This window comes from Flavobacterium ammoniigenes, from assembly GCF_020886055.1.
Classification (GTDB): Bacteria; Bacteroidota; Bacteroidia; order Flavobacteriales; family Flavobacteriaceae; genus Flavobacterium; species Flavobacterium ammoniigenes.
In genome coordinates, this window is the sequence record NZ_AP025184.1 from 908,255 (window position 1) to 921,630 (window position 13,376).

Annotated in this window: 8 protein-coding genes; 5 read left to right on the forward strand and 3 right to left on the reverse strand. The window is 35.5% G+C overall.

What is annotated here, in order from left to right; translation table 11 throughout:
* Positions 1 to 35: 35 nt before the first annotated feature.
* The 3 genes from pgmB to LPC21_RS04085 all read right to left on the reverse strand — a co-directional run bounded on the left by pgmB (position 36) and on the right by LPC21_RS04085 (position 3,250).
* Complete coding sequence (gene pgmB, locus LPC21_RS04075; protein ID WP_229318230.1) at positions 36 to 692, reverse strand: beta-phosphoglucomutase; 657 nt, start codon at positions 690 to 692, stop codon at positions 36 to 38.
* Positions 693 to 695: 3 nt separating this feature from the next.
* Positions 696 to 2,033 (reverse strand): MFS transporter, encoded by a 1,338-nt coding sequence (locus tag LPC21_RS04080; RefSeq protein ID WP_229318231.1) that lies wholly within the window; start codon positions 2,031 to 2,033, stop codon positions 696 to 698.
* Positions 2,034 to 2,224: 191 nt separating this feature from the next.
* Complete coding sequence (locus LPC21_RS04085) at positions 2,225 to 3,250, reverse strand: LacI family DNA-binding transcriptional regulator (protein WP_229318232.1); 1,026 nt, start codon at positions 3,248 to 3,250, stop codon at positions 2,225 to 2,227.
* A gap of 234 nt (positions 3,251 to 3,484) precedes the next feature.
* Here LPC21_RS04085 and LPC21_RS04090 point away from each other — a divergent pair, with 234 nt between their 5' ends.
* The 5 genes from LPC21_RS04090 (at position 3,485) to LPC21_RS04110 (ending at position 13,356) form a co-directional block, all read left to right on the forward strand.
* Positions 3,485 to 6,403, forward strand: coding sequence for a SusC/RagA family TonB-linked outer membrane protein (locus LPC21_RS04090; protein ID WP_229318233.1), 2,919 nt, complete (start codon positions 3,485 to 3,487; stop codon positions 6,401 to 6,403).
* A gap of 11 nt (positions 6,404 to 6,414) precedes the next feature.
* On the forward strand, positions 6,415 to 8,019 hold the full coding sequence (locus LPC21_RS04095; protein WP_229318234.1) for a RagB/SusD family nutrient uptake outer membrane protein: 1,605 nt from the start codon (positions 6,415 to 6,417) through the stop codon (positions 8,017 to 8,019).
* A 56-nt stretch (positions 8,020 to 8,075) separates the two neighbouring features.
* A complete protein-coding gene (locus LPC21_RS04100) occupies positions 8,076 to 9,233 on the forward strand; it encodes a SusE domain-containing protein (protein ID WP_229318235.1) in 1,158 nt (385 codons plus the stop codon).
* A gap of 77 nt (positions 9,234 to 9,310) precedes the next feature.
* Complete coding sequence (locus tag LPC21_RS04105) at positions 9,311 to 12,649, forward strand: alpha-amylase family glycosyl hydrolase (protein ID WP_229318236.1); 3,339 nt, start codon at positions 9,311 to 9,313, stop codon at positions 12,647 to 12,649.
* Positions 12,650 to 12,651: 2 nt separating this feature from the next.
* Entirely contained in the window at positions 12,652 to 13,356 is a 705-nt protein-coding gene (locus LPC21_RS04110; RefSeq protein WP_229318237.1) for a glycoside hydrolase family 78 protein, read from the forward strand.
* Positions 13,357 to 13,376: the final 20 nt, after the last annotated feature.

Below are 13,376 nucleotides of genomic sequence, written 5' to 3' on the forward strand. Positions count from 1 at the left end.
ATTCGAAAAGGAACTAATGAGTCCTAATTCTCATTTTAATTATTTATAAGTGAATTTAAAAAGGCTTCATCGATATAAGTGAAGTCTTGAAAATTGAATTTTGCTTCGTTTAAAATAGCCGCTTCTCCAATACCAATACTGGTCATAGCCGCAATGTTAGCGGCTTGAATTCCGGCAACCGAATCTTCAAAAACAATTGAGTTTTCGTTGCTAATGCCTAATTTTTGAGCCGCTTGAAGAAAAACTTCTGGATCAGGTTTAGCGTTACTTACGTCATTTCCGTCCACAATGGCATCAAAATAAGATAAGATTCCTGTTTTTTCTAAAATAGGTCGGGCATTTTTACTCGCTGATCCTAAGGCGATAGGTTGATGATTGGCTTTCAAAAATTCCAAAACCGTCATCACTCCAGGAAGAATTTCACTTTGATCCATATCCACTAAATAGGATAAATACTCTTCGTTTTTTTGTATCAACCATTGGTCTTTTTGCTCTTGAGAAGCATCTACGTTTCCTAAACCTAATATAATATCGAGTGAGCGTACGCGGCTTACTCCTTTTAATAATTCGTTGTGTTCGTGTGTAAATTCGATACCTAAGGCGGTTGCAATTTTTTTCCAAGCCAAATAATGGTATTTAGCCGTATCTACAATTACGCCGTCAAGGTCGAATATGAATGCTTTTTTTGTCATTATTTATTTTTTTACTACGTCATCTACATCTTTAACACGTGTCACTAAAAGTGCAGCGATGATGAAACTCACTCCACTAGTTACAATGGCATAAATAGCGTTGTCTTGATACACATATTTAACTAAAGGACCACCAATTAAGGCGTTTACGATTTGTGGCAATACCACAAAAAAGTTGAATATTCCCATGTACACTCCCATTTTAAAAGGAGAAATAGAACCTGCAAGAATAGCAAATGGCATAGATAAAATACTAGCCCAAGCAATTCCTATTGCGATCATAGAAAGAATTAACCAATTTTCATTGGGCATAAAATACATTGAAATTAATCCAAGACCCCCAATTGTTAGTGAGATAGCATGAGTTGATTTTCGTCCAATTTGTTTAGCGATGTAGGGCAAAGCAAAAGCATAGATAGCCGAAACTAAGTTGTACACGCCAAATAAAACCCCTACCCAGTCGCCTGCATTTTGATAGGCATCACTAGAGTTATCACTGATAGGCAATCCATAAATATGATGTGCAATAGCTGGAGTAGTAAATACCCACATCCCAAACAATCCAAACCATGAGAAAAACTGAACAAAAGCCAATTGTCTCATCGTAGAGGGCATTTGTCTAAAATCGTCAATTACATCAAAAAGGCTAGATTCTTTTTCTGAAATTGGTTTTTCATCAGCAAATTGTGCTAATTCTTCAGGTGAATATTCTTTGGTGCTAAAAATAGAAATCAATACTGATCCTACTAATACGACAGCTCCAATGATAAAGGATAAGATTAAATTATAAGGAACACCGCCTTCTTCGTTTTTGTTGGAAATTCCAAACCAATTGGTTAATACATAAGGAAGCCAAGACCCAATAACGGCTCCAAATCCAATTAAGGCCGTTTGCACGCTGAATCCTGCAGTTCTTTGATCGGTTCTTAGGTTGTCGCCCACTAAAGCTCTGAAAGGTTCCATCGCAATATTGAAGGAGGCGTCCATAATCATTAACATTCCGGCACCCACCCATAAAGCAGGAAGTACAGCAATGAAGATTTCGGCTTGCGGCATAAGGATTAAGCCTATTGAAGCTAGTACTGCACCGGCAAAGAAAAATGGTTTTCTTCTTCCAAATCTTCCCCAAGTTTTGTCACTGTAGTAACCGATGATAGGTTGTACAATCAATCCCATTAAAGGTGCAATTATCCAAAACCATGAAAGTTCGTGCACATCGGCACCAAAAATTTGAAGAATTCGGCTGGCATTAGCATTTTGCAATGCAAAACCCATTTGTATCCCCAAAAATCCAAAACTCATTGTCCAGATTTCGGCGGTACTTAATTTACGCTTTTCCATTATCGTAAGGTTTAAATTAATACGATAAGCGCTATGCTTATCAAAACTTAACTGTAATTTTCGAAGTAATAGTAAAAGCTTTGATGGTCCAAATATAAATAAATACCTATAACTTTTATTTCAAAACTCGTTTTTTTACATGAAAAATTGAACTACAAGGTTGTAGTACTGAATGAATTAACAAATTGGTTCTAATTTGTAGATTCTCTTTCTATTAAATGGGTGGAAATTACTTCGGTGACATAATTCTCTTCCCCTTCATTATAATCATCAGCTTCTAATCGCTTGATGAGTATTTTAGCAGCTTTAGCTCCCATTTTTTTTCCATTCTGACTTACGGTGGTGATGGTAGGAGTTGAATATTTTGAAATAATACCGTCTGTAAACGCAATTACCGCAACATCATTAGGTACCTGAAGTCCCATTTTGTTGGCCATTTTTATAATGGTTACCGCAAATAGTTCATTCACTGCAAAAATAGCATCAATAGTTTTGTCTTCTAATAATTTACTAATGGTAATTTCGCAGGTATCCACATTTTCAATTTTGATAATTAAATTTTCATCAAAAGGGATGTCGTTGTCTAATAATGCTTTAATATATCCGTCAGTGCGCAGTTTTCCAACACTCACATAATCGACAGTTGTAACCAGCGCAATTTTTTTCTTCCCTTTATCTATTAGGCTTTGTACCGCTTCGTAGGCTGCAGCTTGATCGTCAATAATCACTTTGTCGCAAAGAATATCATTAGTAACTCGATCAAACATAACTACTGGCATGCCTTGGCTAATCACTTCAGTAATGTGGTGAAAGTCGCCTTTGAATTGTGTTTCTTTAGATAAGGACATGATAAAACCATCAATACTTCCATTGGCTAGCATTTCCATATTTAATACTTCCTTATCGAAAGAGTCGTCTGATAAACAGATAACGACACTATAGCCATTTTCATTGGCTACATGTTCAATTCCGTTGATTACCGTAGAAAAGAAATAATGTACAATTTCAGGAATAATGATGCCGATGGTTTTAGTTTTTCGATTTTTTAAACTCAGGGCAATATTGTTGGGTTTGTAGTGATACAATTTAGCAAAAGCTTGAACCTTTAAACGAGTTTCTTCACCAATTTCGTGGCTGTTCCTCAATGATTTGGAAACAGTAGAAATAGAAACGTCAAGTTCCTTAGCAATTTGTTTTAGCGTGACTTTTCTTTTCATTGTAAAAGGGAGAAATGGTTATTGTGAATAAAAGTATTGTTAAATTATTTCAATTGCAAAAATACCCGATATTAATTGTTGTCAGTGCAAACTTTTCAACACTATCACGTTTTCGTAAAAAGAAATCGTTTTCGTGCTTTCGAAATCGTTATCGTTTTATTATGTTTGTTATTCGAAGTAATGTAATAGTTTATTAAAGTAAACCAAAATTTCAATTAATTTAAACAAACAAGTATGAAAACAATTTACAAAAAGTTGTTAGTTTTATTACTACTCTTACCAGCAAGTTTGTTGGCACAGAGTTCATTTAATGGTGTTGTTGTTGATGCTAAATCAAATCAACCAATTCCAGGAGTAAATGTGGTAGTAAAAGGAGCGCAACAAAGTGTTACTACTGATTTTGACGGTAAATTTAAATTGTCAAAAATTAAACAAGGTGATGCTGTGGTATTCTCATTTGTAGGATACAAAGGACAAACCATTACCTATTCTAACCAAGCTAACCTAACGGTAAAACTTCAAGAGGCTGAAAATCAACTTCAAGAAGTAGTAGTTCAAGTAGGGTACGGGTCTGTTAAAAAGAAAGATGCGACAGGATCAGTTGCTGTAATTACGGCAAAAGATTTCAACAAAGGAGCTATTACAAATACTGAAAACTTACTGAATGGTAGAGTTGCAGGTGTTGTAGTAACTCAAGGCGGTCGTCCTGGAGATGGTGCTGCAATCCGAATTAGAGGAGGAGCTTCTTTAGGAGCATCTAATGATCCTTTGGTAGTTATCGACGGTTTACCAGTTAATAACGGATTGTCTTCTATCAACCCAAATGACATTGAATCATTCTCTATTTTGAAAGATGCTTCGGCTACAGCCATCTACGGTTCTCGTGGATCGAATGGTGTAGTATTGATCAAAACTAAAAAAGGAACAAAACAAGACGGTGTAAAAGTTTCATTTAACTCATTAACTACATTGAATACAGTTGCTAAAAAAGTAGATGTATATACAGCGGATGAGTTTAGAAATATTATTACTACTTACGTACCTTCAAGAGTAGGTTTGTTAGGAACTGGAAGTACTGATTGGCAAGATGAAATTTACCGTAATGGTATTACATTTTCAAATGATTTGTCTTTAAGAGGTAATTTCTTAAAAGTAATTCCAACGAGATTATCTGTTGGTAAAACTAATATTGATGGGGTTTTAGAAACTTCTTCATTCAAAAGAAATACCATTGCGTTGTCTATGACACCATCATTTTTAGACAATCACTTGAAATTTGAAGTGAATGCTAACTATGCTACTGAAAAAAATAGATATGCTGATGAAGGAGCTATCGGTTCAGCTATTTCATTCAATCCAACTTATGTAAACTACGACGCTAATTCACCATTTGGGGGTTATAAAGAAAGTTTCACATTAAATTCTCCTAATAACTATACTGTTTATGGAGCAGCTAACCCAGTAGCTTTATTGCAACAAAAAGACAATCAAGGGAAAAGCACTCGTGTTTATGGAAACATTCAAACGGAATATAAGTTACACTTCTTTGAAGACATCAAAGCGGTGGCTAATTTAGGGTATGATAGAATTGAAAGTAAAGGTACCAATGTTACAAGTGCTAATTCTAGAGCAGGACTATATAATGCGGGAAAATTAGGATACAATCAAAACACATGGGGTAACTCAACCAATACATTGTTAGATGGTTATTTGAATTACAACAAAAAATTTGGTAATGTAAAAGTGGATTTAACAGCAGGTTATTCATATCAAAACTTTGATTCAGAGAGCTATTATTCAACTAACACTTTATTGCCAGCTGCTGAACAAAAACCAGATGTTGTAACAAGTCCAGGTGTAAATTTGCAAGCGTATTATTCTAGATTGAATGTAGACTTAAGTGAAAAATACTTACTTACACTTAACTTTAGACGTGATGGTTCTTCAAGATTTTCTGAGTTAAACCGTTGGGGTAATTTCCCTGGAGCAGCTTTTGCTTGGAAAGTGTCTAGCGAAGAATTCTTGAAAAATTCTAAAACTGTTTCTGAATTGAAATTACGTTTAGGATGGGGGGTTACAGGTCAACAAGATATTGGAGGAGCAGCTTATGATTATTTCCAAAGATATAATTTAAGTGCTTTAACTTCAGGAGCTACTTACCAATTTGGAAGTCAATTCTATCAATTGGGTCGTCCTGAAGGATACAATGCTAACTTGAAATGGGAAGAAACTACAACAGTGAATGCTGGTTTGGATTTCGGATTGTTTAACGATAAAGTAACAGGTTCGTTAGATGTATACAGTAAAACTTCAAACGATTTGATTGCTTATGTTCCTGAAGGTTCATTACAGAACTTTAGAACTGCTGGTTTCCAAAACATTGGTTCATTAACTTCAAAAGGGGCGGAATTAAACATTAATTATAAAGCAATTGAAACTGCTAATTCATCTTTGAATTTTAACTACAACATTGCTTACAATGATATCAAAATTAAAAATCTTGGTGGTCTTGAATTTTTCCAAGGTTCAGTTGGTTTAGATGTGTATTCACAAATTCACCAAGAGCGTTTAGCTCCAAATACTTTCTGGTTGTATGAGCAAGTGTATGATGCTGCAGGAAAACCAGTAGAAGGGGTTTATGTAGATAGAAATGGTGACGGTCAAATAACATCATTAGATAAACATGCATTTAAAAAACCAAATGCTGATATCACAATGGGATTCATGACGAACTACAACTACAAAAAATGGGATTTCTCAATGGCTTGGAGAACAAGTTTAGGGAATTATATTTATGATAATGTAAATGCAAGTAGAAGTTTCTTATCTCAAAGTATCTCTGATAACAATGTTAATGCTATCAACAATACTACTGTTGATTTTGACAATACATTGTTTACTCAAAAAAGAGCTGAATCTGATTACTACGTTAAAGATGCTTCTTGGTTAAAATTAGATAACGTAACAATTGGATACTTAATTGAAGCGCCATTTAATGTTCAATCATCCTCTTTACGTTTGTACTCTGGAGTTCAAAACGTATTGACAATTTCTAAATACAAAGGAATGGATCCTGAAGTTTTTGGAGGTATAGATAGTACAATTTATCCACGTGCAAGAATGTTCTTATTCGGATTAAACTATAATTTTTAATATACACTATTATGAAAAAGATAAAATCAATTAATTTTAAATTATTTGTATTTCTTGGATTAATTGCATTTTTTGTATCATGTACTAATGATATGAATGTGTCTCCAAAAGATGATGATGATTTTACATCAGAAGCTTTCTACAAAGACCCAAGTTCTTACAAACAGTTTTTAGCTAAAATCTATGCAGGTTTAGCTGTTACAGGTCAAAATGGACCTGATGGAAGTGCTGATATTCAAGGTATTGACGAAGGTTTTGGTCAATATTTAAGAGGATACTGGCAATTACAAGAGTTGCCTACTGATGAAGCTATGGTTTCATGGGGAGATCCAACTTTACCAGAATTGAACAATCATACTTGGAATGCAGACAACCGTTTTGTAAAAGCGTTTTATGCAAGAGTATTTTACCAAGTAGGATTATCTAACGAATTTTTGCGTGCTACAACTGACGAAAAATTAGCTTCAAGAGGAGTTAGTGATGCAGTAAAAGCAGAGATTAAAACATATAGAGCTGAGGTGCGTTTCTTGAGAGCATTATCGTACTATCATGGTATTGATTTGTTTGGAAAAGTAGCATTTGCAACTGATGCAGATTTAGTTGGTACTAAACCAGTTGAAAAAGACAGAGCGTTTGTTTTTGACTTTTTAGTTAAAGAATTGAATGCTATTGATGCTGATTTAAAAGATGCTAGAACTAACGAGTACGGAAGAGTTGACAAAGTAGCTGCTAAAATGTTATTGGCTAAATTGTATTTGAACGCTAAAGTATACATTGGAACTAGTAAAGATGCGGAAGCACTTGCAGCTATAAACTCTGTAATTGGATCTGCTTATACAATTGCTAATGTTCCTTATAGCAACTTGTTTATGGCTGATAATGATAGAACTGCAGTACAATCTGAAATTATTTTTCCAATTCGTTTTAACGGTGTAAACACTAAAACATGGGGTGGAACTACTTTCATTATTCATGCTGCAACTGGAGGTTGGAATACTGAAGTTGGTGTTGATGGTGGTTGGTACGGATTAGCTGCTCGTAAAGAGTTTGCTAACGTATTCTCTGATTTGACAGGTACGACTGATAGAAGAGCGATGTTTGATGCTGGATCTACTTCAACTTTGACAATTAATACTGTTTCTGATTTCTTTGGAAATGGTGGATTGAAAGTAAAAAAATTCTCTAACAAAACTTCTGCTGGAGCTAATGGTAGTAATTTAACACACACAGATACTGATTTCCCATTATTTAGATTAGCAGATGCGTATTTAATGTATGCAGAATTAGCAGCTAACAATGTGGCTTCTGCATCTAAATCTGTTGCTAGAGGTTATGTTAACGCATTAAGAACTCGTGCTGGAGCAGCTGCAGTAGCAAATGATTCAGATATTACTCCAGATTTTATTTTGGATGAAAGAGCTAGAGAGTTATACTGGGAAGGTCATAGAAGACAAGATTTGATCCGTGCTAACAAATTTACTGGAAGCGCTAAATTATGGCAATGGAAAGGTAATGCTTTGAATGGAGCAAGTATTGATGCTAAATTCAATGTATACCCAATTCCTCAAACTGAATTGAATACCAATTCTAACTTGACTCAAAATACTGGATATTAATGTTTAAAAAATCCAATGGTCAAAACTTTTGACCATTGGAAAATAAATTAATAATTATGAAAAAAATATATTTAAGTTTAATTTTAGTAGCAGGAATACTATCAAGTTTAGTTTCTTGTTCAGATGATCTATTAGATCCAGTTGCTGCAAAAGGAGATGCTATTGTACTTTCTGCACCAACAGGTGGTACCTATGCTTTATCAGCTTCTACCGCTTCTGCAACTGCCTTTACAGTGAAGTGGACCTCTTCTACTTTTGGATATTCAGCTGCAGCAAGATATACATTACAAGTTATCAAAAGCACAGGTAATTTTAATGCACCTGGAACTTTTCCATTAGGTGACTACGGTGTAGCAACTTCCATTAATTTAGAAAAAGCAATTACTAACAGACAATTAAATGCAGCTTTATTAGGAGCTGGTGGTCCAATTGGAGCATCACAAGCATACAAAGTACGTGTTGTTGGAAGTCCATTAAACCAATCTTCTTCAACTGTTACAGCCTATGAAGTTATTTCAAATGAAATTACAATTACTGCTACTGCTTTTGATACCTATGATGAGTTTGCTAGATTATATGTACCTGGAAATTACCAAGGAGCTAGTGGTTATGGCAACAACTGGTCTCCAGATAGTCCTAGTGTAGCTAAATTGTTCTCTGCTGGGAATAATGGTGTTTATGAGGGATTTGTTTGGATGAACGATGCAAATCCAGAATTCAAATTTACTCCAGTGCCATCTTGGTCAGGGGATAAAGGAGAATCTAACGGTTCAGGTGCTTTTTCTGGACAATTAGGAACTTCTAGTAACATTAAACCTTCAGCTGGGGCAGGTACTTATTTCTTTAATATAAACTGGAATACAGGTGCTTATACAATGGATAAAAGACAAGTATCAATTATTGGTGCAGCTACTCCAAATGGATGGGGTAATGGAACTCCTATGACATTTGACACGAATCCAAGTTCGCCTTATTACCAAATGTACACCATCACTTTAACTTTGGCTAAGGACGAATTCTTAATTCGTTTAAAAGACGATTGGTCAGTTAAAATGGGGACTCTTTCAGGAAATACTGAAAACACTACCACAGGTGGTCAATATAAAATCAAACTTGGAGGAGGTAACATGAAAGTGCCAACTGCGGGTACCTATAAAGTTGTTTTAGATATCAGAAACTCTGCTAACTATAACATTCGATTAATGCCACAATAAACAGTAGTATGTAATAAAAAGCACTAAATTTGTATAATTAAGTGCTTTTTTTGTTTTAACTAACCAACAATACACCAATGAAAAAAATTTTACTAACTTTTTTAATTCTTCTTGGTTGCCGTTCTTTTGCTCAACAGCAAACGGCTACCTATAGCGTGAGTCCTGCCGCTTTTGAGGAAAACACATCGATTACGGTTACCATTAACGGGAGTAGTATCGATGAAGCTGCTTGGGGAGTTACTGGCAATGTGTTGTACATGTGGGCTTGGGCATTTGATTTAGGTGGAGTTACTCAAAAAGGGACACCCTTGAATGGTACTTGGAATAATTCGGATGAAGCAAGTAAATTTACTTACAATCAGGCCAATGATACCTACACCAAAACCTTTACGCCAACAACCTATTACAACACAACAGGAATTGGAAAAATTGGATTTTTGATTAAAGCCAAAGACGGAACAGGAGACAAAAAATCGCAAGATATCTTAGTTGAGGTAGGTTCTTTTCAAGTTAATCTAACAGCACCATTACAAAATAGTGCGACCATTATTAATTCGGGTGCTAATTTTACAATTACTGCTACTAATACCAATGGAAATGCAAGTTATAATTTGAAATCGAATGGAGTGAGTATTCATACCAACGGTTCGACTTCAAGTTATACTTTTACACAATCCAATATTACGAGTAATCAGAATTACGAATTAGAAGTGCTTCAAGGAACAACTACCATTACTAAAAAGTTTTCGGTAATTGTTAATCCAGGTGCTAATACACAAGCCATGCCTACTAATTTAGTAGACGGGATAAACTATAATTCAACAGATGCTACAAAAGCTACCTTGGTTTTGGATGCACCTTTAAAAGATTTTGTATATGTAGCGGGAAGTTTCAATAATTGGCAACCTACCAATGCACATGCCATGCTAAAAGATCCAACTACTGGAAAATTCTGGTTGGAATTAACTGGTTTAACTTCAGGGTCAAATTATACCTACCAATATTGGGTTGTAGATGCTACGCCAATTGCAGGAACGCCAGCCATGGTAAAAACAGCCGATCCCTATTCGACTTTAGTTTTATCTCCTTATGACGATCCAACTATCCCAGCTGCATCCTATCCAAACTTACCAGTTTATCCAACAGGTCAAGAACGTGAAGTAACTGTTTTACAAACTGGGCAAACTCCTTATGCATGGAGTACTGCGACTACCAATTTTGTTAAACCAGCTAAGGAAAAATTAGTGGTGTATGAATTGTTGGTCCGTGATTTTGACGCTAATCGAAATTTTCAATCCGTAATTGATAAATTAGATTATTTTAAAAATCTTAAAATTAATGCGATTCAATTGATGCCTGTAATGGAATTTGAAGGCAATGAAAGTTGGGGATACAATACCGCTTATCACATGGCTTTGGATAAATTTTATGGGACTTCAAATAAATTGAAAGAGTTAATTGATAAATGCCATCAAAATGGTATTGCTGTTATTTTAGATGTGGCTTTGAACCATGCGTTTGGCAGAAATCCTATGCTCAGAATGTGGATGAATGATCCTGATGGTGACGGTTGGGGAAGCCCTTCGACCGAAAATCCCTATTTCAATACAGTGGCAAAACACAGTTATAGTGTAGGGGAAGATTTTAACCATCAACAACCACGAACTCAAAATTATACAAAACGGGTTATTAAACATTGGATTGAAGAATTCAAAATTGATGGATTCCGTTGGGATTTGACTAAAGGATTTACTCAAGAATGTACTGCCGGGGATGACAATTGTACCAATGGATACCGTGCAGATCGTGTCGCGCTTCTAAAGTCGTATGCTGATTATTCATGGAGTTTAGACCCAACACATTACACCATTTTTGAACATTTAGGAACCGATGCTGAGGAGAAGGAATGGGCTAATTATAGAATTTCCGAATCGCCTAGTAAAGGAGTGATGTTGTGGGGTAAAATGACGACCGAATACAATGAACTTTCTATGGGATATACCGCTAATATTGCTAGAATGAATAGTTCTAGTAGAGGATTTACGAATCATCGTTTGATGGGGTATGCCGAAAGCCATGATGAGGAACGATTGATGTATAAGAACTTGCAGTTTGGAAATTCAGCAAACACAGCTCATAACGTAAAAACGTTGAACACTGCTTTGTCAAGAATGTCAGCTATTGGAGCCGTATCATTATTAGTTCCAGGGCCAAAAATGATTTGGCATTTTGGAGAATTAGGCTATGACGATTCTATTTTCACTTGTAATAATGGAACCGTTAATTCACAATCGGATACAGCTACAGGTGATTGTAAATTAGATACAAAACCACAAATACAATGGACCAATAATTGGTTAGCCAATGCTAATCGATTCAAAATCTATTCGGATTGGGCTAAAATGATTCGCTTAAAAACAGAAGAAGCCGTATTTTCTGGGACTGCAACCATAACTAATGCAAGTTCATTAGTGCAAACTATCAAAATTACCGATGCGGCACTTCCTGCTACTAGTTTAAAGGATGTAGTGATCTTGGCTAATTTCGATGTGACAAGCAAAAGTGTTCCCACAGGATTCCCTTATGCAGGTGAATGGTTTAATTTAATGGATAATTCAACTTTGAATGTGGTCAATGTAAACGATCCAATCACCGTTTTACCAGGTCAGTTTAAAATTTACGGAAACAAACAAGCTTTTGGGGCGAATGCTGCTTTTGCATTACCTGCTGATAATTTTAGTATAGAATCTAGAGCGGAGACTTGTGCCAATAAAAATAATGGACAAATCGTAATTAATGCTGCTCAGACCTATGCTTATGTAGCCACCATAAACGGGACCAATTATAATTTCACCAATAATAGTTTGACGATTTCTAATTTAGCGCCAGGTGTATATCCCGTTTGTATTTCTATTCCGGGTAAAACCTTTGAACAATGTTATAGCTTAACAATTACTAGAGGTTCTTCCCTAGCTGGAAAATCATCAGTATCTTCAAATCTTGCCTCAGTGCAAATAACCGAGGGAACAGCTCCTTTTGAAGTTTTTGTTAATGGGTTGCCTCAATTTGAAACCTCGGCATCGAGTTTTTCAATTCCTGTAAAACAAGGCGATTATTTAGAAATAAAAACAGCAAAAGCTTGCGAGGGGATTTATGCCACTAGCATAATGGATCCATTAAACGGTATTGCAGCGTATCCTAATCCAACTCATGGATTAATTGAAATTGCCATACCTACTCTTAAAACAGCCATTGCGATTGAATTGTATAATTTGAATGGGCAATTAATTTCAAAAGGGATCTATACTGTTTTGAATGGAAAAGTACAATTGAATTTAGAAAAAGAATCGGCTGGAGTGTATTTTGCAAAAGTACATTTAGATACTCCAATAAGTTTAACTATTGTAAAAGAATAAACATGAGAAATATTTTATATCTAGCGAGTATGGCCTTTTTGTTTGTCTCTTGTGGAGGAGGTGGTTCAGATGGAGCTACTCCAACACCAGAACCAGCAAATACAGCACCATCTGTTCCAAGCTTAGTTGCGCCAACAAATAGTTTGTTGTGTATTAATAACGTAGTTACTTTTGAATGGGGAGCTTCAACAGATGCCGAAAATAACCCAATAGTATACCAATTACAAATTGCGACAGATAATCAGTTTAGCCAAATTGTAAGTACAAATGAAGTGTCTTCTAGAACCCAAGCCGTTACATTAGACAAAGGCAAAGCCTATTATTGGAGAGTGAAAGCTACTGATAGTAAAAATGCATCAAGTGCGTATTCAGGAACTTATAGTTTTTATACCGAAGGTGCGGCTGTAGCCAATCATTTGCCTTTTTTGCCAGAGATAATACAACCAGAAACTAACACTACAATTAGCGGTGTTACAGCTACCTTAAAATGGTTTGCTTCTGATGTTGATGCTTCTGATGTGCTGACATATGATGTATATTTTGGAACTGCGAATCCTCCAACGATAAAAGTCGCAGAAAATAGGACTACTCCAGTTTATGAGGCTACTTCATTACAAGCCGCAACCCAATATTATTGGAGAGTGGTAGTTAAAGACAATAAAGGAGGAGCAACAACGGGACAAGTTTGGAACTTCAGAACTAATTAGAGAATCCTACATTAGTAAAA